Source organism: Francisella philomiragia, from assembly GCF_018135955.1.
Classification (GTDB): domain Bacteria; phylum Pseudomonadota; class Gammaproteobacteria; order Francisellales; family Francisellaceae; genus Francisella; species Francisella philomiragia.
In genome coordinates this window covers 494,975-518,238 of the sequence record NZ_CP063138.1, presented here as the reverse complement: position 1 = coordinate 518,238, position 23,264 = coordinate 494,975, and the positions used below count along the sequence as shown (strand labels likewise).

Sequence of the window (23,264 nt, the reverse complement as noted above, 5' to 3'; positions counted from 1 at the left end):
TGTTATAAAATTCCTTTAAGTATATACTAAACCGTGGTATCGGAGAAATAGAAAAGTAGAATAATGGAACAAATTGTTAGTAGTAAAAAGTTTGGTCTAATCAGACTGATAATGATAAATATTATTGCAGTTGATAGCTTAAGAAACATATCAATCACTGCTCAAGCTGGATGGATAGTTATTACATTTTATATTCTAGCTGGTATTTTCTTCTTAATTCCATGCGCTCTACTTACTGCTGAAATGTCTACAGGTTCATCTCAAGAGACTGGCGGTATTTATATCTGGGTCAAAAAAGCTTTTGGTAAAAGATTAGGCTTTTTAGTGATATGGATACAATGGGTTTATAACCTTGTATGGTTTCCTTCTATTTGTGGTTTTTTCGCTGGTATTATTGCTTATGTAATAGCTCCGACTATAGGTCAAAATGCAAATGAGTTAGTATCTAACCCTTGGTATATGATATCAATGAGCTTGGTTATGTTTTGGAGTGCTACAGCTATCAACTTATTTGGTATCAAAACCTCAAGCACAGTGAGTACTCTTGGTGCTATTATAGGTACCCTTCTACCTATGTTTATTATTATATTAATAGCTATTATTTGGTCGTTTTCTCACACTTCTGAGATAATTTTACCCACTGTTGGTGATTTTATCCCATCAGGTAATAACATAAGTAGCTGGGCTTTATTTATAACAGTTATGTTTAGCCTATTTGGTCTAGAGATGAGCGCAATTCATGCAGCTAACGTCAAAAATGCAAAAAAGAACTTCCCTAGAGCCTTACTAATCTCAGGCTCTGTAATACTAGGTTCTTTGATATTATCAAATATAGCTGTAATTTTAGTTAGTAGTCAGCTACAGATTGGTGATGTTGATATTGTCACAGGATTGATGGTTTCATTTCACTACTTCTTTAACCAAATCAATATGCCTTGGATGACATATGTTATTGCAATTACATTAATATTTGGTGCATTTACAACAACTTCAGCTTGGATTATGGGATTATCCAGAGCATTTATGGTTGTTAGTAATGATAATATCCTGCCACAAATATTTGGTAGAACTAACAAAAATGACGCTCCTGATACCATGCTTATAACACAAGCTCTTATCTTTACAGTATTTTGTTTTTCATATATATTCATGCCATCAGTCAATGAAGCATACTGGTATCTTAGTGATTTAACTGCGCAATTAGCTGTAATCGCATACATATTTATGTTTATAACGGCTGTTAAGCTTAAAATAAGCTATCCTCTTCAAGAAGGTCAATATGAAATATGTAAAGGCTCTCTTGGAACTATACTAATGGCTCTGTTAGGCTGTGTTGGTTGTATAGTTGCAATTATTGTTGGATTTATTCCTATAGACAATATGGATATGTCGGTTTTAAATTTTGATATGATGCTTGTTGGTGGAATTGTAATAGCTCTAATTATCCCAGCTGTTATAACTATCAAAAAATAGCCTCTTCTCAGGTATACTTTTAATGTCTTTGTGTATTCAATTTTTTTGAAAACTGTTACAATATCTTCAATTTAATAATGATTTAATTATAAATGATTTTACAAACTATAAAAGACTGGTATCGCAATAGATATCAAAATAATGAGCCTATAGTGTTTTTTGGCTTAATGCTATTTTTCTACTTGGTTTTAACATTTTTAGGTAATTATATAGCACCTATATTGGCAGCTCTTGTTATTGCCTATTTACTCGACACACTTGTTAATATATTACAAAAATTCACCAAGATAAAACGTATCATATTAGTATATATTGTATATATGCTATTCCTTATATTACTTTTATCACTAATATTTGTATTATTACCAATTATTGTTAATCAGCTAATTGATTTTATTAAACAAGCTTCGCATACACTATCTAGTTTAAAAGAAAGCTTAGAACAGCTATCTGTAAAGTATCCAACAATACTTACCGAAGCTAGAATCAATTCAATAGTGACTTGGTTTGATAGTATTGACTGGCAAAAAATAAGCTCTAATATAGGATCATTTATTCTACAAAATACTGCGACAACAATTCCTGTTCTTTTCTCTATTTTGATATATCTATTTTTAGTACCACTTATGGTGTTTTACTTTCTAAAAGATAAAGCAAGAATGATTAACTGGTTTAAATCATTTTTACCAGAGCAAAATGGTGCATTATATTTCGTTTGGAATGATCTTAAACCTAAACTTGCTGATTATGTTAGAGGCAAAGCTATTGAGCTGATTATAGTGTCTATCGTAACATATATGGGTTTTGCATACTTTAATCTAAACTATGCATTACTACTAGCTGTTGGTGTCGGTTTGTCCGTAATTATACCTTATGTTGGCATGGTAATTATTACAATCCCAGTAGTCATGGTTGGTATTTTACAGTTTGGTTTAAATGGTACTTTTGTATCAATGTTGATCGTATTCTTTATTATTCAAGCTTTAGATGGTAATTTATTAGTACCTCTTCTTTTTTCTGAAGTTCTAAATATCCACCCAGTAGGGGTAGTATCATCTATCTTGATATTTGGGGGTATTTGGGGATTGTGGGGTATATTCTTTGCAATACCATTAGCATTACTATTTATATCAGGTGTAAATATGTGTCGAAACCATCTCAGTGGTAAAAAAAATCTTTCTAATATAAATTTATGTTAATAAGACAAAAACAAACTAATCACAATATATTATCTACCCTATTATCAAAAGGTTATGACTTATTTTTAGCACGGATTATCTCTTCTAGAGTAAGTAATTTTGAGAATATTGATCTTATACTAAAAGGCTCTATAAAAGATCTATCATCTCCATTCCTATTCAAAGATATTGATAAAGCTGTAGATCGACTTTTTCAAGCATTACAAAATAATGAAGTCATTGGACTAGAAACTGATCATGACTGTGATGGACAAACATCTCATGCAATTTTATATGAAGCTCTGACAAAGATATTCAATTATCCTAAAGATAAGATTCGCTCCTATATAGGTCATAGAATGCTAGAAGGATATGGTCTGTCTGAGTCTTTAATGAATAGAATATTAACAGACAGTACTAGACCAAGTCTTATCATAACAGCTGACAATGGTTCAACAGATGAGCCTAGGATTGCTGTTCTTAAACAAAATGGTATTGATACTATCGTAACTGATCACCATGGTATTCCTCCTGAGGGAGCACCTAAAAGTGCTATCGCCGTACTAAACCCTACTCAACATGATTGTAATTATCCAGATAAAGCTATAGCTGGTTGTATGGTTGCTTGGCTTTTTATGACAGCTCTTCGTAGAAAATATCTGCAAAATGGTAAATCATTATCTAAGTCTTATGGATTAAGTAATTTACTTGATTTTGTTGCAATTGGTACAGTTGCGGACTGTGTTAGTATGGCAAATAGTCATAATAACCGTATTGTTACAAAACTAGGTATAGAGCAACTTAAGAATAACGATCGTCTATGTTGGGACTTCTTAGATAAAGAGAAACTATCAAGTGAGTATATTAGTTTCAGTATAGCTCCCTTGCTAAATAGTGATGGAAGAGTTTCTGATGCACTAGGGTCTGTTAGCTTTTTGCTTGAGAATGATGAACGCAAAATTGAAGAAACGTACGAAAACCTAACTAAACAAAATAGCCAACGTAAAGAAATTCAAAAAAAGCTTACTCATGAAGCAATAGCCAAAGCATATCAATTAGACAATGATAACAACTCACTATGTATATTACTTGATGATGGCCACTCTGGAATTCATGGTATTACAGCAAGTAGAGTCAAAGAAATGTTTGGTAAGCCTGTGATTATTTTTTCTGAAACACAAAATGATCCTAACTTAATATCAGGTTCTGCTAGGAGTGTAGATAGTATTAATATTAAAACAATACTTGATACTATAGCACTTAAATCGCCTGCTTTAATGATAAAATATGGTGGTCATAAAGGTGCTGCTGGCTTAACAATAAACAAATCTGATTTCGATACTTTTTATGATTTATTTGAAAGTGAAATTATCAATTTCATTAAAAATAATAGTATATCTTTAGAGCCTATTTTAGAGTATGATTTTGAACTTGATGAAAATGATTTCAAACTACAAACTCTAGAAAAGATAGAATCTCTTGAACCATTTGGTAGAGAATTTGAAAAACCACTATTTTACAACAGTTTTACTATAGAGAATCTACGTTTAGTTGGTAAAGATAAAAATCATGCCCAACTAATTTTACGCTATAAAAATATTCCTTCAATCAAAGCTATATGGTTTAATGCTTCAGAAAATAAAATAATTGAACAAATAGCTATTGGCGATACTATAAAAGCCTGTTATGAACTTCAAAAAGAAGAATTCCTCGGGCAGACAAACTTATCTCTCAATATTAAACTTATCGAAAAATGAAAAATCATAAATATATTAAAACAACTCTCAATAAAGTTATTGATGATATATATGTTGAACATTTATCTACAATAGGCTCAACTAATGACTATTTACTAGAAAGAGATTTATCACATAAATATCATTTTTGCTATGCAGATCAACAAACAAAAGGACGTGGACGTCGTGGCGATAAATGGATCTCTGATAACAGTGATAACATTTACTCAACATTAGCATTTAGCTGTAACTTTAGCATCGCAAAAGACTCTTTTATAAGTCTTAAAATAGCACTGGGAGTTTTAGAAACTATCAAGAAATATATTCCCATTGATCAACAAGAAAAACTAAAAATAAAATTACCAAATGATATATATTTTGAAGATCATAAATTAGCAGGAATACTTATTGAAACTAAAAATATTAAAAAAGATAGTTTTGATATTGTTATTGGTATCGGTATAAACATAAATATGACAGATATTAATGAAGATATTGATAGGCAATGGACATCACTATCCATAATTAATAATCATGAGATAGACTCATCCAAAGTTATAGTCGATTTAGTAAGATATGTTATTAATAATTTTGAGAAATCTTACTTAGATACTCTAGAAACTTTTTCAAAGTATGATTACACGCTAAACAAAAAGATCACGTTTAACTATTCAAATAAGAATTTCCAAGGTATTGCCAAAGGTATTACTGATAATCTAATGCTAAAAATTTTAGATCAAAATAACAATCTTCACGAGTTTGATCTAGCAAATATCAGCAAAATAAGAGTTATATAATGAGTATGAAAAATATTAAAAAACGTGCGGAATATTTAGAAAAAATTCGTACTTATTTCAAAAACTTAGAAGTTCTCGAAGTGGATACACCTTTAGCATATGAGTTTGGTGTAACAGATCCTTTTATAGATGTTTTTAATATTGAGACAGTTTCTGGTAAAAGATATCTCCAAAGTTCGCCAGAGTATGCAATGAAAAGATTATTAGCTGCAGGTAGTGGTAGTATATACCAAATTTGTAAAGCATTTCGTGATGAGCCTTGTGGACAACTCCATAAGCATGAATTTACAATGATAGAGTGGTATAGAGTAGGTGTTGACTATCTACAACTAATGCAAGAGATGGAGAATTTATTCTTAGCGCTTAAACCAAATTTAAACTTTATATACTTAAGTTATCATGAAGCATTTGAAAAATATTATAAGATTAATCCTCATGATACCTCTTTAGAACATTTACAAGATATAGTCAGAGAAACTGTCGGAGATATTCAAGGACTGACAAATCCAACCATTGCAGATTGTTTAGATATACTTTTTAGTTATAAAATTGAAAAAAATCTTAACCAAAAAGATACTATTTATTTTATTTATGATTATACGATACACCAGTCAGCACTCGCTAAAAAAATATATAATCAAAATCAACAACTAGTAGCTGCAAGGTTTGAAGTATTTAGTAATGGTATTGAACTAGCAAATGGATACTATGAATTAATTGATAAAGATGAACAGCTCAAACGCTTCAATAGTGATCTCGAAATAAGAAAGCAACAAAATAAAGCCTATTTAGATATAGACTATAAACTTCTAAACTGTATAGAAAATATACCAGAATGTTCAGGAGTAGCATTAGGTTTTGATAGACTTATTATGAGTTTAGAAAATATTGATAAAATACAAGATCTGAGCATTATAGATTAATTTAATCAACAATACTACTTATGCAAAGTAATTGGATTTATTGCAAACTCAACATTCAAATCCCTTAGCTCTTTTGCAATACTCAAAAACACTTCATCTTGGACGGTTATAAAATCAACAAAAAATACCTTATTTACCATAGCATAAACTTGTAAGTTTATACCATTAATCCCAAAGCTACCCTCCGATCTACCGGAAATATTACTACCACTAGAAGCTAGTGATACTGATACTGTTTTATTCTGATCAATATCAGGATGTGACTTAAGCACTGCAAGAATTTTTTCTTTAATAACAGGTATTTTATCGATATATTTATAATCAATAGTTATAAACTGTACTATGCGTCTATGAGTACGACGCGAAGTCGTTGTTATACATGTATTTAAAAACACCGAATTTGGAATATGCATTGGTGCAGTCTCATAATTATCAACCTGTGTTGTAAGAGTACCAATTTTTTTAATAGTTCCACTAAACTTAATCGATGAATTAATATCTGATGAAATAACATCGCCTTCAGAATATTTGCGATTAAATATAACAAATAATCCACCAAAAAAATTTGTAATTAGTGTACTTTGAGAAAAAGTTAAGCCTGCAAAAGCGACCCCACTAAAAGCTCCTAAAGCGGTTAAAGGAACTTTAAGTGCAGCTAAAATTAAAATGAAGGAGATCACTGCAGCAACAAGTTCAGAAGCCTTATATATAGCATTTATATCTCTAAAATCACTATATGAATTTTTATTCTGAGCTTTTTTCTTTTCAATAGCAATGTTCTTACTATTATATAAAAATCTAAACAAACTAATAATAATTACAATATAAATACAAAAATCAAAAATCTTATCTAAATATGCAATAACAATATGCTTATAATTTGGTAAATATACAGCAACAGGTAAATTTATACATGTTTTTATAAAATAGATCCAAATTATTAAATGTAAGCTCAGCTTCAGAGATTTAACAAATGAGAATCTAAAAGTATTTTTATATTTAATTACTATAATACTTCCAAATACAGAAACTACTATACTAAGAACTAGGCATAATAAAAAATCTATAAATAAAATATACAGAATGGAATAATTATCCATTCTCAATAAGATATTATTTAAAAAACTCATTATTAAAAAAACCATATAAAAGTTTATCTGTTACTGTCAATATCATCATCTATGACAATATTATTCATATTTGCAGTTACTGGTGGATGAGCTGCCATAATATTGTTAGTACTACTTTGAGGATATTCTTTTGACTCTGTTGCTACAGAAGAGCCACTACTTGTCTTATCGCTTGCAGTTGATACATTATTTTGAGTGATAGATACATTATTAGAAGCAGATGAATTATCAGTAACAGGTTGTTGGTCTGGCTCATTCAAATCATAATTAATTGGTGTGTATATTATAGATGACTTAGGACCTTCTTCTGTGCTCGCTATATACATATTTTCTTTGATATGTTTAACAACTAAAACAATTATTGCTATTGCAATTATAAGAATTGCTAACCTATTCAAATAATCAAAAAACTTTAGTTTTCCATAGCGTGATTTCTTATAATACAAAACATCAATTTTGTTAAGCATAGAGACTATCTTTTTCTCAGGAATTTCTAAATATTCACAATATCTTCTAATCTGATTTTTGAGTACACTACTAGAGTTTTGCAATAGCGAGTCATTATCAGCTTCTTCAATTATCTTTATTGTTTGTACTGACAAGTTTATAGCATCAGCAACTGTCTCTAGTTGAAGTTCTTTTGCTTCTCTTGTAGCTTTAAGAAAAGTTTGAAAATTATGCATAATTTACAAATATTTTATTATATTTAGATACTAAGAAAATTATATAAGAAAAAACTAAAAATTTAAATGAAGATATATACGAAAGGAAGATATTTACTTAGACTGTTTTTTCTTTTCTAACATTTTTTCTAAGAAATGTATGTTAGTTCCACCCTTTATAAACTCTTCATGATTAAGAATTTCTTGGTGAAGTGAAATATTAGTTTTAATACCACTAATAACCATTTCTTCAAGTGCAGCACGCATTTTCTGTAATGCAGTCTCCCTATCATGTCCACGCACAATCACTTTCGCAATCATTGAGTCATAATTTGGTGGCACTGTATAACCAGAGTATATATGAGAGTCAACACGAACTCTTGGACCCGCTGGAGCATGATACATATCTATCTTACCTGGAGATGGTATCATTCTCTCAGGATCTTCAGCATTGATTCTACATTCAATAGCATGACCAACTATAGCAATATCTTCTTGTTTCCAACTTAGTCCTAGACCAGATGCAACTTTGATCTGTTCTTTAATAAGATCTGTAGATGTAATCGACTCTGTAACAGGATGCTCAACCTGAATTCTAGTATTCATCTCAATGAAATAGAATTCGCCATTTTCATATAAGAATTCAAAAGTACCAGCACCACGATATTTAAGTATTTTACAAGCATTAACGCATTGCTCACCAATACGCTTTCTCTCTTCATCAGTTAAACCGATAGCTGGAGCCTCTTCAATAACTTTTTGATGTCTTCTTTGAGTTGAACAATCTCTCTCAAATAAGTAGACAGCATTACCTTGACCATCTCCGAAAACTTGGATCTCAATGTGGCGTGGATTCTCTAAAAACTTCTCCATGTATACCATATCGTTATTGAAAGCTATTCTTGCTTCACTCTTAGTAAGAGAGATAGCACTAATTAAATCTTCTTTCTTTCTAACGATGCTCATACCACGACCACCACCACCACCAGCGGCTTTGATGATAACAGGGTATCCAATTTGCTCAGCGATTTCTAGATTTTTCTTTTCATCACTTCCTAATGGACCACCTGAACCAGGTACACAAGGCACACCAGCTTTCTTCATATACTTAATAGCTTCTACTTTATCACCCATCACTTCAATATTTTCAGCACGTGGACCGATAAAAATGAAACCACTCTCTTCAACTGCTTTTGCAAATTTTGCATTTTCAGATAAGAAACCGTAACCTGGATGAATTGCATCTGCAGATGTTATTTCAGCAGCTGCTATAATAGCTTGGATATTAAGATAACTTAGATTAGGCGCTGCTGGACCAATACAAACGGCTTCATCAGCTAACTTTACATGCATAAGATTAGCATCAGCAGTTGAATACACTGCTACTGTCTTAATCCCCAACTCTCTACATGCTCTTAATATTCTAAGAGCTATCTCACCTCTATTGGCAATTAATACTTTTTTAATCATTTTGTATTACCTTTAAAAGTTTATACTAGATTTATGAAGTCTCTACTTAAATTATTGATTCGTTATTATTCAATAATAAATAAAGGTTGATCGAATTGAACAGGATCGCCATCTTTAGCAATTATTTTAACGATCTTACCAGCTTTCTCAGCTTCAATTTTATTCATAATCTTCATCGCTTCGATTATACAAAGAATATCACCTTTCTTAACTTCTTGACCTTCTTTAACATAAGGTGCTGCATCTGGTGAAGACGCCCCATAGAATGTACCAACCATAGGAGATTTAATTTCTTCACCACTAACTTCATTAGCTACTTCAACTTGCTTAGGAGCCAATGCAGAAGCTGTAGTATTAGCTACTACTGGAGCTGCAGGTGCTACGTTACTCACAGCAGGAGCTGCTGATACAACTGTAGCAGCTGTATTATTTTTTGTCATAAAAATGCTTGAGCCACCATCTTTAACTCTAATTTCTTTGATATCGCTCGAGTTAAGAATCTCTGCTAATCTATCTATCGCTTTTAATAAATCCATATTTCTAATCTCCTTTCATATTAATGTAGTTAATTGCTTCTATTAGCGCTAATGTATATCCGTTTGGCCCAAACCCAAATATGCACCCATAAGCGATATCCGATAGAAGCGACTTAGTCCTAAACTCTTCTCTATTATATATATTCGACAAATGTATTTCAATAAAAGGCTTATCTATAGCCAAAAAAGCATCACGTATTGCAATACTTGTATGCGTATATGCTGCAGGATTAATAATTATTATTTTTGCCTCTGTTTGTTGAATTTTGTCAACGATTTCTCCTTCATGATTACTCTGAAAGAAATCAATGGCTAGTTTATTATTTTGTGCCGTTCTATATAAGTCATTATTGATATCATCAATAGTCTTATTACCATAGATATGAGGCTGTCTCTTTCCCAAGAGATTAAGGTTTGGACCGTTAATAACTAAAATATCCATGTTAAATATCCTTATAGCTTTTTAAGGCTTTAATACTATAACGCTTATGCGTCTCTACACAATAACAACTTAGACGACCACCAAAAACACAACCCGTATCCAAAGCTATAGCATCACTATCTTTTGTTTCCCCTTTGATAGCTGCCCAATGACCAAAAACTATCTTATATTTATTTTCAAATTTCTTATGTTTAAGTTTAAACCATGGCTTAAAATTTTCTGGAACTTGATCAATCGTTGAACTAAATTTAAGATTTAATCTACCATTTTTATCTATTGTTCTCATCCTAGTAAAATAATTGAGTATACATAACCATCTATCAATACCCTCCAACTCTTTATTCCACTTTTCCATTTCATTATTAAAAAGATTAGCTAACAAGAGTCTTCTTGTAGTTGGATTTTTTAATACAAATTCTACTTCATTAGCCCTTTTAAGTGCTTTTTTAGGCGACCAAATATGCGGGACTCCTGCATGAACTATAAAAGTGTTATTTACTTTTATTAGAAGAGATTGGTTGCACAACCACTCTTGAACTTCTTTCAAATTTTTAGCTTTTAGAATATCGTCAAATGTATTCTTACTACTCGATGGTAAATAATTGTAACTAACTGCTAAAAATAATATCTCATGATTACCTAAGACAACTTGTGCCGATTCTCCCAAAGACATTATGAAATTAACTATCTCAAGAGACTTAGGTCCTTTATTTAAAATATCTCCGGCAAAAATAAGTTTGTCTTTATGCTTATCAAACTTTACATCTTGTAGCAACAGTTGTAGCTCATCATAACAGCCCTGTACGTCACCAATAACATATGTAGCCATTTGTATTCACCTTATTTAAAAAAGTTTGCTAAACTGACAAAATCCTCCACGCTTAAATTTTCTGCTCTAAGCTTAGTATCTACAGGCAGAGCACTAGGATTTATATCAAATTCTTTTAATATACCCTTAAGATTATTATGCAGAGTTTTTCTGCGTTGCGCAAAGCTTTGTTTAACAATATTTTCAAAAAAAACATAATCATTAACAACCAACTTATCAACTTTAGGCTTAAGACGTAGAATTGCTGAGTCAACTTTGGGCTGAGGATAAAAAACTTCTGGAGGAATATTCAGTATCATACTACAATCAAAATGATATTGTAAAATTACCGATAACCGACCATAAGTTTTCGAATTTGGTTGAGATATGATTCTCTCAACAACTTCTTTCTGTAACATAAAATGAGCATCAATAATTTTGTCACTTTGTTCAATTACTTTAAATAGTATTGGTGAAGAAATATTATAAGGTAAGTTACCAATAAGCTTTAACTTCTGTTGCGAATCAGCTCTTACAATATCCAAATCAAACTTTAAAAAATCTTCATTAAAGACTTTGGGTTCGCCATATTTTTGACAATTCTGTAACAAAGTATCGATGACACTAGCATCAAATTCAACAACATTAACATTATCAGAGCATTTAAGTATATAGCGTGTCAATGCTCCCAGACCAGGACCTATTTCAAGCACTGTATCATCTTTTTTAATATTTGCTAATTGAACTATCTTTCTTATTATATTTTCATCTTGTAGAAAATTTTGACCTAATGATTTTTTAGCTTTTGTTTTATATTGCATTTTAATAAAGTTCTGGTGTCTTTAAATCATCTTCTAATATCTCAATGTATGCATCATCTTTCATTGAGGTTAACCACGTCTTATAGACTTCTTGAGCTTTCTCAGAAAAAATAGCTTCTAAAGCTTTTTGTTCTTTAAGCTCTTCTGCAGCGTCATGTTCTTTAACTTTTGTATATTTCATGATCATCCAAGTCTTAGGGTCTGCTTGAAAAGGCTCTGAAACCTCTCCCTCTTTCATTGTCTCTAGCTTTGCAAATGCTGCTGGTGGTATTGCTGGTGGACTATCCAACCTAGAAACCCATCTAAATTTACCATTAGCATGATCATAGTCCTGATTGTATTTCAAAGCCACCTTTGTAAAATCTTGACCACTTTCAATAGCAAGCCTTGCACGATCTAGAGAACTTTTAGCACCTTCCTCTGTCATACCACCATCTAATTTTATTTCTATAGCATAAACATAATATTTAGTAACTTTCTTACTTAACATCGGCGCTTTTTCATCAATGTTATCAATATATATCATTTGTAACGTATGATTTACAATAAAAGGCTCTGACACTTGATGCTCTTTCAAATCTTTGACATAGTCCCTATACATACTAGGTATTGAATCAAATTTTACTTGTTGACTGACAATACCACCATAAGTAGCATTAGGAGCTTGAGAAAATTGTTTAACAACTTCAGAAAAATCAATATATCCTTTGTTAACTGCAATTGCTAACTTTTTAAATAAATCTATCTTCTTTTGTCGAGCTTTTTTTGAATCCGGCAAGGCTACAATAAGATTTTTTAGAGTATAAAGCTTGATAGGAGCCATTTCTCTATCAAATTGCTCTTGATGCTTCTTAATATACTTTTGAATTTCTTCTGGTGAAACATACACTTGTTGAGAGATTGCTTGTTGCTGTAGCTGACTAACCATAAGCTGCTCTCTTATTCTTTTCTTATAACTTTCAAAAGACATGCCGGAAGCTTCAACATTTAATTTTAAAGATTCAACCGAAACACCGTTTTTTGCTGCGATATCTTTTATTGCTGCATCAAGCTGTTGATTAGAAATTATTATATTATTTCGCTCAGCCAACTGTAACAATACACTCTGAGCAATTAAGTCTTGCAAAGCCTCTCTTCTAACTTGTAATGAATCAGAGTGAAAGTTTGAATTTGGATTCATAGCTTCAAATTTTGCAACTTCTTGATCTAACTCAAAAGAAGTAATAGGTTTACTATTAACAATTGCCACTGTCTTGTTCACAAGATGCCTTTTATCTTCAGACATTTCTGACGAGTCTGATGGAGCACTAATACTCGAATCAAACGAGTTTTGAAACAAGCTAGAGGATATATCTGATAGACCGTTAGAGACAGTCAGTAATGTAATAACAACTGAAGTCAGCAGCCTCTTCATTAGATACCTTCTCCCCATTGACCCACTTTGTAGCCATTTATCTGCTGCAAACGCGATGATAGGTTACTAGTATCTCCAACACCGCCAAGACCTTTTAGTTCAAATTCTAACATATAGGTACTTGTAAGATTTGCCAAAGCATTAGGATCATTAGGGTTCTCATTTGTATAAGCAGTAGCCTGCCACATAGCTCTAAGAGCCCAAGATTTAGCATTATACTGAAGACCTGCAAATACGTTTGATATTTTTTGCTCTTTAAAGTTATAGTTCCATAAAGCAGTAACACCCCAGTGATCTGTGATATTTAGTAGCGTTGATAAAGTTATAGTCTCTTGAGGCTTAGGTGTTTGTCCAGTATTAATTTGCTCTTGTGTGATGGAATTCCAGTTATTTTCAATACTGTTATATGAAATATTAAAGATATTCTCATTTTCATCTTTGTATGACAATTGGTAAACCTGATAGTCAAACTTTGATGTTTGTAGCCTATAGTTAATCTGTGCTGATAAGTAAATATTCTTTATTACCTGAAATTCAAAAGATGACATAACAGGAGAGAACATATCATTTGCAAATTGATCTTCCATTCCAGGATATGGACATTTCGCATCACCTTGACATAAGTTAACTTTTCTATCTGCAAAGTATGCCATCTGTCCAATTTTGGCAGATGCTAAAGTACTTCCATCGTCTTGGCTTGTAGTGTACGTTTCTAAAGCATAAGTTAACTGATTAGCATTATTAATTCTATCATAACCAGTGAATCTATTTACTTGGAACATCTGCATATACTGCTCATTCTGCATACTTGTATCAAATATTGGAATATCTGTTTGATTCTGATACGGGATATAAGTATAGAATAATCTTGGCTTAATTGTTTGCGTATATGAACCACCTTCTGTTGTATAATCTCTATCAAAGTACGCAGCAGCATCTATATTGAATATAGGTAAAACACTCGTAACAGTGCTATTATCAAATTTAATCGTATCTGTTGCTTTTCTATCAAGCTGATAATAACGGATTGGCAGCTCTAACGACGGATTGAGGTAGCCCCACTCATTATTGAAATTACCTTTAATTTTTGGTGCTTCATAAGATCTAAAACCACTTACGTTAGTTCCTTTTTGAGGACCTAGCGCTGGGTTTATTGCCCAAGGTGATTTATAGTAGTAAGTATTAAGAGTATCTGCACTAAGAGTCACATAGTCAGGAGTATAACCATCAGAAGTTACATTAAATTTCACCTCTGGTAATTTGGCATAAGGAATGTTTGCCAAATCAATAGCAGGGTTAACAACTCCATAATCTAGAACTGTTATACCGGCTGTAACATATTGTTTATAACCATAATTAATATCAAACTCTCTAGTTAATAATGTTTTTGTAACTAGATTAACATTACCAGATGAGAAGTCGTTATAATAATTCTCATCACTAACATACTCATATATTAAATTTGTAGATAATGCTCCTGCATCACCTAAAGAGTACTTACCTGTCGTGGTTATATCAAAAGCACCCCTCATCCTACCTTCTTTGAAGTCCCAAGGAACCAAAGAGCCATCAAACTCGCCTTCAAAATACTTAGTCATATAACGGAATGTACCATTCTCCATAATACCTCTTTCTGACCAAATAACATTATTAAGTAAGAAATCATAATTTGGTGCTAAGTTGAAATAATACGGTACTGAAATCCCTATACCAGAATTACTATTTTGAACAAATCCTGGGAATAAGAAACCTGATTTACGCTTATCGTTTATCGGATGGGAGAAATATGGTATGTACATCACAGGCACATCATCTATCTTGAAGAAACCGTTTTTAACGTACGCCATCTCAGTATTGGTATCGATATCAATATCACTACCAGTTATCTTCCAAGCATTATCATAAGGACCGCCTGATGTGATATAACCATCAGAAAGCATTAGATTACCATCTTCTTCTTTCTTAAGAGTTTTTGCATAGCCACGCAAGTAACCAGTAAAATTATCCTTATTATATATTCTTGTATCAGGCATCTCACGAGCCATTCTAAAGTAAGCTTCTCCTGTACTGTAAGTACCATTAGTCATATCAGAGTCTAACTCTTTAGTCCTAATCACAATACCTGTAGATGGTTGCTTAGCGATAACATCGCCTGTCATAACCATTGATCTAATTGCACTATTATCACTCGTCAGATTTACTATGGCATTATTACCGTACAATTCTTGATCACATTGTAGAACTTGAACATTACCGGAAGCAATTAATGTACCATCATTATCAAATTCTGAATTTTCATAACTAAGATCAGTCTTCTTTGAAGCACATAGCGCTTGGGTAAACTGTGGATCATTACTGTAATAACCTCCCACAAAAGTTTCTGGTTTTTTAACCCATGCAAGATCATCAGCAAGAGCTTTCTCTCTTTCTGCAGCACTAATCTCTTTATCAAAAACATCCTTAGGCTTTTCTGCTCTTTTACAGCTCCACTGGCCATCTACAATTTCACATTTCCAATCTTCTTTGATAGGGTTTTTACTAATAATCCGCGCAGCATGAGCTTGTACTGTAAATGCTACAGTACCTAAACATACTAGTAAATACCTGTGAATCCCCTTTAACATATTTGACCTTTGAAAGCCTTAATTTTATTGAGTTTTTAAAAATAACCGTGATATTATATCTACATTTACTAATTTTTTCCATTTTTAATTTAAAGACGGTAACTTCTAAAACAAAGAACTGGATTATCTCAATGAATATAGAAAACCATTTATCAGACATATTTGCACAAGCATTTGAAAAGTTAGGATACTCTCAAAGTTTTGCTAAAGTTGTAACATCTACTCGTGAAGGTGTCGGCCACTTTCAATGCAATGGCGCGATGCCTCTAGCCAAATTTGCCAAAAAAGCGCCTCTAATGATAGCTCAAGAAATAATTGAACAAATTGACGATGAAGATATTTTCTCTAAGCTCGAGGTTGCAAAACCTGGATTTATAAACATATCTTTATCTAATAAGTTTCTAGCTGCTACAACTGATAAGTTCCTTAATTCATCTAAATTTGGTGTACAAGGTAATACAAAGCCAAAAAAAGTAGTTTTAGATTTTGGTGGTCCAAACGTTGCTAAACCAATGCATGTTGGTCATATCAGATCAGCATTATTAGGCGATGCTCTCCAAAGATTACATAGATTCTACAATGATAATGTAATATCAGATGTGCATCTTGGTGACTGGGGTACACAAATGGGTATGTTGATAGAAGAAATAAAACTAGAATTTCCTGATCTCGTGTACTTCGATGAAAACTATAATGGTGAATACCCTAAAGAATCTCCTGTAACAGTTCAAGAGTTAGCTGAAATATATCCAAGAGCTTCAAAAAGATGTAAATCTGATATTATTGAAATGGATAAAGCAAGACAAGCAACTTTTGAACTTCAACAAGGTCGCAAGGGTTATGTAGCCCTGTGGCAACATTTTGTGAGAATATCTATAGAAGCTATTAAAAAAGATTTTGATAGTTTAGATGTCCATTTTGACTTATGGCTCGGCGAAAGTGATGCAAATAAATTTGTAGACGAAATGATCGCCTATTTTAAAACAAATAACTTCATATACGAAGATGAAGGAGCATGGGTCATTGACACCAATAAAGAAGGTATCCCTCCACTTATAGTCATCAAAAAAGATGGTGGTGTGATGTACGGTACTACAGACCTTGCAACACTATGGCAGCGTGCTAAAGATTTAAACCCTGATGAAATAATTTATGTAGTGGATAAAAGACAATCTCTTCACTTTAAGCAAGTGTTTAGTGTTGCTAAGAGAACAAAAGTAGTTAGTGAAGAATGTAAACTTAAGCATGTTGCATTTGGCACCGTCAATGGAAAAGATGGTCGTCCATTTAAAACACGTGAAGGTGGCGTAATGCATCTTTCAGATCTAATATCTCAAGCAAAAAATTATGCTCATAAAAGAATGCCTGATGAGAACGATGAGAATATTATTAATCAAATCGCTATGGCAACTATTAAGTTTGGTGATTTGGTTAACAACTACGCTAATGACTATATTTTTGACTTAGAGAAGTTTGCACAGTACGAAGGTAAAACTGGTCCATATCTACTATATACAACAGTTAGAGCAAAAGCTATTTTGAGAAAAGTCTTCGGAGATAATTATGACATCAACTCTCTAGCTAAAGAATACAGAATAACAAAAGCAGATAATGAGCACGAAGAAAAACTACAATTACAATTGATACAATTCCCAATTGCAGTATCTCGTGCTTATGAGAATTCTCAGCCTCATCACATTTGTGAATATGCATACTCTCTTGCTAATAGCTTTAACAGATTTTATGTAAATTGTCCCATTATGAATCTTGACGATGAGCAACTAAAAAAATCAAGAATCGCACTATGTATGGCAACAGTAAAAGCCATGACTATAGCAACAGATTTATTAGGAATTTCTATTCCTGAGAGAATGTAGAGATAAATAACTACTTTAATCCTACCAAATTTAACTTTAATTTCTACTTTAAGACTCAGTTAGAAATTAATTGGAAACTAGCTTATGTTAAAAATCTTTGAACAGCCCAAGGCCTTTTATACCATCTTTATGTTAGAAATATGGGAGCGATTTGGCTATCAAGCTCTCGTTGCTATTTTAGTTGTTTATCTACAACGTGGTAGCATTCAATTAAGCGAAAGTTCGGCAATTGCAACTTATGCTGCATTCGCAGCACTGGTATATGCGTTTATAGTGTTAGGTGGCTATATTGGTGATGCAATCCTAGGAGCAAAAAGAACAATCGTTCTAGGACTTATTGTCTTACTAAGTGGATATGCACTATTGACAATAGGAGATAAAGAGTCAACATTATGGGGACTTTCTTTTATATGTGTCGGTACAGGTTTATTTAAATCAAACCCTACAAGCCTACTATCTAAATGTTATGAAAAAAGTGACTCCGGACAAATCAGTAATGCTTTCACTCTTTTTTATATGGCTATAAATTTAGGCTCATTATTTGGTAGCTTAGCGATTCCAACTATTGCAAAGCATTATGGTTACTCTGCAAGTTTTGTAGTTATCTCTATAGCTTTGATCTTTGCTATAGCAACTTTTGTAGGCTTTGGTTTTACGATGAAACACATCTCTACTCACGCAGGTGCCAAAAAGCTTAGATTAAGTTATTTATTCTGGGTAATAATAGGGGTGATTGCTATGATATATATAGTCAAGGCTCTACTTGCATATTTATTCTTAGCAAAATTAATAGTTATTTTGAGCTTTATTGCTTGTCTACTTATCTATATATATCTAGCATTTTTATACAAAAAGGATGGATACTTCTATAAGATGATGCTTGCGCTGATACTAATGTGTGAGGCTATAGTATATAAGATATCATACATACAGATGGCATCATCTATAAACTTGTTTACTATCAAAAATACAGATCATTCAATTTTAGGATTTATAATAGCACCGGAGACATTCCAAGCACTTAATCCTTTCTGGATATTTGTTTTAAGTCCAATCTTAGCGATGTACTATGTACACTCTAATAACACAAAGTTTAGCTTAAATGTATATAGCAAATTCTCTACTGGGTTACTTGTAATAGGCCTATCTTTCATACTACTGTATATTTCTAAATTTACAGCTCATAGTGGTGTAATCTCATCATACTGGCTATTTGGTAGTTATGCTCTTCAAGCACTAGGAGAACTACTAATATCCGCTATTGGGTTATCTATGTTTAGCAGACTTGCTCCAGCTAAGGTTAATGGATTTATGATAGGAGTTTGGTGGGTATTCTTGGCATTTGCTTCAATTTTAGGTGGATTAGTTGCTCAATTAACTGCTATCAGTAAACAACAAGTATCTTCAGAAACCCTCACCCTATCTCTAAATACCTATACCAGCCTTTTCTTAATGATTGGAATTGCTATAGTAATTGTTTCATTTATATCTTTTGGTCTTTCGCCATTTAAAAAGAAACTTATTAATCAACAGTAATAATCTAAATTATTAAAAACGATCAAATAATTTTTGGATCTGATTTACGTTGTCTGTTTTTAGCAAACATAACTGGAGAAATATTCTCGCTTTCTCTGGTGAAAGAGTTCCTGACGATACAAGATCAAACTTATCATCCAGATTATTATAATTATGTGTAATCTGACCAGAACCTACATAACTTGAGCGTACAACAACTATACCTTTAGCTCTTGCTTTCTTGAGAAAATCAGCCTGATTAGATGGAATATTACCATCACCAAGTCCTGCAAGAACAATACCCTTTAAATCTTTAATTTCTAAAAGACTATCTAAAAATTCTAAAGATACATCAGGTGATTCAAAAACAACCTCAACATGAGGCAATGCTTTTATTTCCTCCAGATCGTCTACAGATACAACATTTCCCACATATTTAGGAGTTTGATAATAGCTAACACTACTAGGAGTTACAGTACCTAATTTCCCATAATTTAATGCTTTAAAAGCATCAACATTCGTTGTATTAGTTTTAGAAACATCGTTAGCAGTTAAGATCTCTTCATTCATAACTACTAATACACCTTTATCTAAAGATTGTTTATCAACCGCAACCAATAACGCATCATAAAGATTCATAAGAGCATCACTGCTTAAAGCTGTAAATGCCCGCATTGCGCCTACTAGGACAACTGGTTTTTTAACATCTAAAACTTGATTTAAAAAGAAGGCTGTTTGCACCATGCTATCGGTACCATGAGTAATTATCACTGCATCAACATTAGGATTATCTAATAATTTTTGTATATGCTCTGCTAGCCTAATCCGCATTGCCATAGTCATATCTACACTATCAATATTATAAAACTGTTCAGACTTTATATTTGCTATTCTACTAATCGCTGGTACTTGCTCAACAATATCATCAATAGACAAACTTCCAGCTTTATATACAGAATCCGTTGATGATTTAGCAACCCCTGCGATCGTACCCCCTGTAGCAACAATATATACATTAGGCAGAGCTACTCCCATAGCAACTGTTACAAAACAAATTGAGAAACTAAATATAATTTTTTTAATATTTGCCATAATGCCAGTAGACTGAAGTTAATCTATAGAAATTAAATCATAATTTTGAAATAACTCAACAAGAATTATATTAGGCAAGTAAGTAATATGCTTATTAGATAAGGATAAATTTTATAAGAGACCTAATTTATCAAAGCCTATATTGTTTAACGCTCCATACAAAATCACTGCTACTGAATTTGATAAATTAAGACTACGACTATTTTTGTGCATCGGAATTTTCAGCTGTGCTTTTTCAAGCAATTTTAAAACGTCGATCGGCAATCCTCTTGTCTCAGGTCCAAAAAGTAAAATATCATCATAATTAAAATTTACTTGATGATAATATTGTTTTGCTTTAGTTGTACACGCCCAAATCTTATTTTGTTTATTTTTCTGATAAAACTCATCAAAATTTTTATAAATCTTAAGATCCGCAAACTCATGATAATCAAGACCTGCTCTTCTAAGTTGCTTGTCTTCCAATTTAAATCCTAATGGTTCTATCAAATGTAACTTAGCGCCAACATTTGCACACAACCTGATTATATTACCGGTATTTGGTGGAATCTCAGGCTCGTATAAAGCAATATTTATCATGTCATCTAATCCAGTTTGCAACATCTAAAGCTGTATAAGTAAGAATTATTTTAGCGCCTGCTCTTTTCATCGATGTCAACGTTTCTATAGTGATTGCTTTTTCATCAACTAGACCTGCATTTGCAGCAGCTTTAATCATCGCATATTCTCCACTGACATGATATGCTGCTATTGGCAACTCTATTATATGACTCAGTTCATTAATAATATCTAAATAACTCAATGCTGGTTTAACCATAATAAAGTCTGCACCTTGTTCAACATCTGCTAGAGCTTCACGGATAGCCTCTTTTTTATTACGATAATCCATTTGATAAGTTTTACGATCTCCCTTAAGAGATGAACTACAAGCACTTCTAAATGGACCATAATATGCTGAAGCATACTTAACTGAGTATGACATAATACTCACAGTTTCAAATCCTGACTCATCCAGTGCTTGACGCATCGCAATTATCATGCCATCCATCATTCCACTTGGTGCGACAATATCTGCACCAGCTTGTGCATGAGAAATAGCTGTTTTTTGTAATATTTCTAATGTTTGATCATTATCAACATAATCATGCTCATCCAAAATACCACAGTGTCCATGAGGTGTAAAACTACACATACACACATCTGTAGCTACTACAAGCTCTGGAGCAAGTTGTTTAATTTTTCTGATTGCTTGTTGCGTTATACCATTTGGATCATAGTTCTCTGATGATATAAGATCTTTGGTTTTTGGTACACCAAATATCATCAAACTTTTTATACCTAATTTTATAACCTGCTCAACAAGCTCATCAAGCATATCCACTGACCAATGATATTGATTTGGCATACTTGAGATTTCTTTTTTGATACCATTACCATGCACAACAAATATTGGATACATCAAATCATCTATGTTCAAATTTATCTCAGCAACCATATCTCGAAAGGCTTGAGTAACTCTAAGTCTACGTGGACGTGATATTGGAAAACTCATATTTATTTAAACCTACTTTTTCTTTATATTAGGATTTCTTCTGTATAGTACTAAGATATTACCGATTATCTGAACAAGCTCAGACTTTGTAGCTTTAACAATCTCTGCAGCAATTTCTTGCTTTTCTTCTTTCGGTAGACGACCTGCTTTTACTTTGATCAACTCGTGTGATGCTAAGGCTAGATCAATTTCTAACATTACATTCTCAGTAAGTCCTTTTTCACCCATTAACACAACTGGCTTTAAAGCATGTGCTTGGGCTTTTAAATTTTGTTGTTGTTTTACATCCATTTTATTTTACCTATTTTATAATTTCTAATATTAAATTTTCTAATACTAACTCTTTATCAACATTCTTAAAGTTTGAAAAATAACTCTTTGCATCTAATGATTTATGATAAAGGTTATATATGTAATCATCTGTAAATTTAGTCGCAAGATACTTTATAACTGCTAATTTATCGTAGTTAGCAACTTCTACCTGCTCATTAAGTTTATAATTATAAACATCTATTATTATACTAGTTAACCAATATAATGCATCTTTAAAATATGGATTAATCTCCTTCAAAAATACATTAGGATTCGTTTGATTAACCAAAACCTTCATCAGGTTATTCCTAAGCACCCAAAAATGTTGTTCAAGCTTAATCTTAGCTATAATATTTATATCATCACGAGCCATTTGCAATGATTTCTCAACAGCGTCTTGAGACATATCAAATGTATACTTTAAATAGTTGTATTTATCTTTTTGGCTAAATTTAATATCATAGACTATAGATCTACTTTTAACCGTCGGCAGAATATCTGTATAGTTTTTGGTAAAGATCAAAAAGAAAGTATCTGCTGTGGGTTCTTCTAAGGTTTTTAGTAAAGCATTAGCGGCAGATTCATTTAACAAGTCAAGTTCTTCAATTATGATTATTTTAGCTAAATTATTATGCGCAGTCAGTTCACAGTTTTTAATTATCTTTTTGATTTCAGAAACTTTGATTTCGTCATTTTCTATAGCGGCAACACTTACATACGGAGAGTCTTTATAGTCAGTAACATTCTGTCCCAACAATAGCTGGCACAAAGAATTCATAAAGCTATCTAATAATACTGCATCTTTTACCCTAAAAATAAGAGCATGATGTAACATATTTTTTGTTTTTTGCTCAAAAAAACTATCAAGAAGTTGCTGATGAATATCTAAAGATAACACTGTT

21 protein-coding genes are annotated in these 23,264 nt (G+C 32.2%); 7 read left to right on the top strand and 14 right to left on the bottom strand.

Annotated features, from left to right (window positions below; translation table 11 throughout):
• Positions 1-63: 63 nt before the first annotated feature.
• The 5 genes from gadC (at position 64) to epmA (ending at position 6,107) form a co-directional block, all read left to right on the top strand.
• Positions 64-1,473, top strand: a complete 1,410-nt coding sequence (gadC, locus tag IMS64_RS02555) for a glutamate transporter GadC (protein ID WP_211490811.1) — start codon at positions 64-66, stop codon at positions 1,471-1,473.
• Between the two features lie 92 nt (positions 1,474-1,565).
• Entirely contained in the window at positions 1,566-2,672 is a 1,107-nt protein-coding gene (locus tag IMS64_RS02550) for an AI-2E family transporter (protein ID WP_042522852.1), read from the top strand.
• The gene (gene recJ, locus IMS64_RS02545) at positions 2,666-4,408 is read left to right on the top strand and encodes a single-stranded-DNA-specific exonuclease RecJ (protein WP_211490810.1); all 1,743 of its coding nucleotides are present in this window, start codon (positions 2,666-2,668) and stop codon (positions 4,406-4,408) included. Before IMS64_RS02550 ends, recJ begins: the two co-directional genes overlap by 7 nt.
• Positions 4,405-5,184 carry a biotin--[acetyl-CoA-carboxylase] ligase gene (locus IMS64_RS02540; protein WP_211490809.1) on the top strand — a complete coding sequence of 260 codons (780 nt, stop codon included), beginning with the start codon at positions 4,405-4,407 and terminating at the stop codon, positions 5,182-5,184. The genes recJ and IMS64_RS02540 overlap by 4 nt, the downstream gene beginning before the upstream one ends.
• Positions 5,184-6,107: an EF-P lysine aminoacylase EpmA gene (epmA, locus tag IMS64_RS02535; RefSeq protein WP_211490808.1), complete on the top strand. Its 924-nt coding sequence runs from the start codon at positions 5,184-5,186 to the stop codon at positions 6,105-6,107. Before IMS64_RS02540 ends, epmA begins: the two co-directional genes overlap by 1 nt.
• Before the next feature lie 14 nt (positions 6,108-6,121).
• Here the strand turns inward: epmA and IMS64_RS02530 are convergent, their stop codons facing one another.
• From IMS64_RS02530 to IMS64_RS02490, 9 genes are all read right to left on the bottom strand, one after another.
• Positions 6,122-7,237 (bottom strand): mechanosensitive ion channel domain-containing protein, encoded by a 1,116-nt coding sequence (locus IMS64_RS02530; RefSeq protein ID WP_211490807.1) that lies wholly within the window; start codon positions 7,235-7,237, stop codon positions 6,122-6,124.
• 23 nt (positions 7,238-7,260) lie between these two features.
• Entirely contained in the window at positions 7,261-7,920 is a 660-nt protein-coding gene (locus tag IMS64_RS02525; protein ID WP_211490806.1) for a helix-turn-helix domain-containing protein, read from the bottom strand.
• 93 nt (positions 7,921-8,013) lie between these two features.
• Positions 8,014-9,369, bottom strand: a complete 1,356-nt coding sequence (accC, locus tag IMS64_RS02520) for an acetyl-CoA carboxylase biotin carboxylase subunit (protein WP_004288176.1) — start codon at positions 9,367-9,369, stop codon at positions 8,014-8,016.
• 65 nt (positions 9,370-9,434) lie between these two features.
• Positions 9,435-9,905 carry an acetyl-CoA carboxylase biotin carboxyl carrier protein gene (accB, locus tag IMS64_RS02515; protein ID WP_211490805.1) on the bottom strand — a complete coding sequence of 157 codons (471 nt, stop codon included), beginning with the start codon at positions 9,903-9,905 and terminating at the stop codon, positions 9,435-9,437.
• A 4-nt stretch (positions 9,906-9,909) separates the two neighbouring features.
• On the bottom strand, positions 9,910-10,347 hold the full coding sequence (aroQ, locus tag IMS64_RS02510) for a type II 3-dehydroquinate dehydratase (protein ID WP_211490804.1): 438 nt from the start codon (positions 10,345-10,347) through the stop codon (positions 9,910-9,912).
• A 1-nt stretch (position 10,348) separates the two neighbouring features.
• The gene (locus IMS64_RS02505; protein ID WP_211490803.1) at positions 10,349-11,176 is read right to left on the bottom strand and encodes a symmetrical bis(5'-nucleosyl)-tetraphosphatase; all 828 of its coding nucleotides are present in this window, start codon (positions 11,174-11,176) and stop codon (positions 10,349-10,351) included.
• 11 nt (positions 11,177-11,187) lie between these two features.
• The gene (gene rsmA / locus IMS64_RS02500; RefSeq protein ID WP_211490802.1) at positions 11,188-11,976 is read right to left on the bottom strand and encodes a 16S rRNA (adenine(1518)-N(6)/adenine(1519)-N(6))-dimethyltransferase RsmA; all 789 of its coding nucleotides are present in this window, start codon (positions 11,974-11,976) and stop codon (positions 11,188-11,190) included.
• Between the two features lies 1 nt (position 11,977).
• Entirely contained in the window at positions 11,978-13,390 is a 1,413-nt protein-coding gene (locus tag IMS64_RS02495; protein ID WP_035735246.1) for a SurA N-terminal domain-containing protein, read from the bottom strand.
• The gene (locus IMS64_RS02490; RefSeq protein ID WP_042518944.1) at positions 13,390-16,014 is read right to left on the bottom strand and encodes an LPS-assembly protein LptD; all 2,625 of its coding nucleotides are present in this window, start codon (positions 16,012-16,014) and stop codon (positions 13,390-13,392) included. Before IMS64_RS02490 ends, IMS64_RS02495 begins: the two co-directional genes overlap by 1 nt.
• 131 nt (positions 16,015-16,145) lie before the next feature.
• Here IMS64_RS02490 and argS point away from each other — a divergent pair, with 131 nt between their 5' ends.
• The gene (gene argS / locus IMS64_RS02485) at positions 16,146-17,891 is read left to right on the top strand and encodes an arginine--tRNA ligase (RefSeq protein ID WP_211490801.1); all 1,746 of its coding nucleotides are present in this window, start codon (positions 16,146-16,148) and stop codon (positions 17,889-17,891) included.
• An 84-nt stretch (positions 17,892-17,975) separates the two neighbouring features.
• A complete protein-coding gene (locus IMS64_RS02480; RefSeq protein WP_211490800.1) occupies positions 17,976-19,427 on the top strand; it encodes an oligopeptide:H+ symporter in 1,452 nt (483 codons plus the stop codon).
• A 12-nt stretch (positions 19,428-19,439) separates the two neighbouring features.
• Here IMS64_RS02480 and IMS64_RS02475 read toward each other — a convergent pair whose 3' ends face one another.
• The 5 genes from IMS64_RS02475 to IMS64_RS02455 form a co-directional block, all read right to left on the bottom strand.
• Positions 19,440-20,441, bottom strand: a complete 1,002-nt coding sequence (locus tag IMS64_RS02475; RefSeq protein ID WP_244972928.1) for an asparaginase — start codon at positions 20,439-20,441, stop codon at positions 19,440-19,442.
• 168 nt (positions 20,442-20,609) lie between these two features.
• Positions 20,610-21,077: a tRNA (uridine(34)/cytosine(34)/5-carboxymethylaminomethyluridine(34)-2'-O)-methyltransferase TrmL gene (trmL, locus tag IMS64_RS02470; protein ID WP_211491078.1), complete on the bottom strand. Its 468-nt coding sequence runs from the start codon at positions 21,075-21,077 to the stop codon at positions 20,610-20,612.
• A gap of 1 nt (position 21,078) precedes the next feature.
• Entirely contained in the window at positions 21,079-22,050 is a 972-nt protein-coding gene (gene hemB, locus IMS64_RS02465; RefSeq protein WP_211490798.1) for a porphobilinogen synthase, read from the bottom strand.
• Between the two features lie 12 nt (positions 22,051-22,062).
• Positions 22,063-22,341: a ribosome assembly RNA-binding protein YhbY gene (gene yhbY, locus IMS64_RS02460; protein ID WP_211490797.1), complete on the bottom strand. Its 279-nt coding sequence runs from the start codon at positions 22,339-22,341 to the stop codon at positions 22,063-22,065.
• Positions 22,342-22,351: 10 nt separating this feature from the next.
• Positions 22,352-23,260, bottom strand: coding sequence for a DNA polymerase III subunit delta' C-terminal domain-containing protein (locus tag IMS64_RS02455; RefSeq protein ID WP_211490796.1), 909 nt, complete (start codon positions 23,258-23,260; stop codon positions 22,352-22,354).
• Positions 23,261-23,264: the final 4 nt, after the last annotated feature.

What these genes read in the sequence shown, in the direction of transcription:
- gadC (WP_211490811.1), top strand. Translation starts at nt 64, where the DNA reads ATGGAACAAATTGTTAGTAGTAAAAAGTTTGGTCTAATCAGACTGATA.
- IMS64_RS02550 (WP_042522852.1), top strand. Translation starts at nt 1,566, where the DNA reads ATGATTTTACAAACTATAAAAGACTGGTATCGCAATAGATATCAAAAT.
- recJ (WP_211490810.1), top strand. Translation starts at nt 2,666, where the DNA reads ATGTTAATAAGACAAAAACAAACTAATCACAATATATTATCTACCCTA.
- IMS64_RS02540 (WP_211490809.1), top strand. Translation starts at nt 4,405, where the DNA reads ATGAAAAATCATAAATATATTAAAACAACTCTCAATAAAGTTATTGAT.
- epmA (WP_211490808.1), top strand. Translation starts at nt 5,184, where the DNA reads ATGAGTATGAAAAATATTAAAAAACGTGCGGAATATTTAGAAAAAATT.
- IMS64_RS02530 (WP_211490807.1), bottom strand. Translation starts at nt 7,237, where the DNA reads ATGAGTTTTTTAAATAATATCTTATTGAGAATGGATAATTATTCCATT.
- IMS64_RS02525 (WP_211490806.1), bottom strand. Translation starts at nt 7,920, where the DNA reads ATGCATAATTTTCAAACTTTTCTTAAAGCTACAAGAGAAGCAAAAGAA.
- accC (WP_004288176.1), bottom strand. Translation starts at nt 9,369, where the DNA reads ATGATTAAAAAAGTATTAATTGCCAATAGAGGTGAGATAGCTCTTAGA.
- accB (WP_211490805.1), bottom strand. Translation starts at nt 9,905, where the DNA reads ATGGATTTATTAAAAGCGATAGATAGATTAGCAGAGATTCTTAACTCG.
- aroQ (WP_211490804.1), bottom strand. Translation starts at nt 10,347, where the DNA reads ATGGATATTTTAGTTATTAACGGTCCAAACCTTAATCTCTTGGGAAAG.
- IMS64_RS02505 (WP_211490803.1), bottom strand. Translation starts at nt 11,176, where the DNA reads ATGGCTACATATGTTATTGGTGACGTACAGGGCTGTTATGATGAGCTA.
- rsmA (WP_211490802.1), bottom strand. Translation starts at nt 11,976, where the DNA reads ATGCAATATAAAACAAAAGCTAAAAAATCATTAGGTCAAAATTTTCTA.
- IMS64_RS02495 (WP_035735246.1), bottom strand. Translation starts at nt 13,390, where the DNA reads ATGAAGAGGCTGCTGACTTCAGTTGTTATTACATTACTGACTGTCTCT.
- IMS64_RS02490 (WP_042518944.1), bottom strand. Translation starts at nt 16,014, where the DNA reads ATGTTAAAGGGGATTCACAGGTATTTACTAGTATGTTTAGGTACTGTA.
- argS (WP_211490801.1), top strand. Translation starts at nt 16,146, where the DNA reads ATGAATATAGAAAACCATTTATCAGACATATTTGCACAAGCATTTGAA.
- IMS64_RS02480 (WP_211490800.1), top strand. Translation starts at nt 17,976, where the DNA reads ATGTTAAAAATCTTTGAACAGCCCAAGGCCTTTTATACCATCTTTATG.
- IMS64_RS02475 (WP_244972928.1), bottom strand. Translation starts at nt 20,441, where the DNA reads ATGGGAGTAGCTCTGCCTAATGTATATATTGTTGCTACAGGGGGTACG.
- trmL (WP_211491078.1), bottom strand. Translation starts at nt 21,077, where the DNA reads ATGATAAATATTGCTTTATACGAGCCTGAGATTCCACCAAATACCGGT.
- hemB (WP_211490798.1), bottom strand. Translation starts at nt 22,050, where the DNA reads ATGAGTTTTCCAATATCACGTCCACGTAGACTTAGAGTTACTCAAGCC.
- yhbY (WP_211490797.1), bottom strand. Translation starts at nt 22,341, where the DNA reads ATGGATGTAAAACAACAACAAAATTTAAAAGCCCAAGCACATGCTTTA.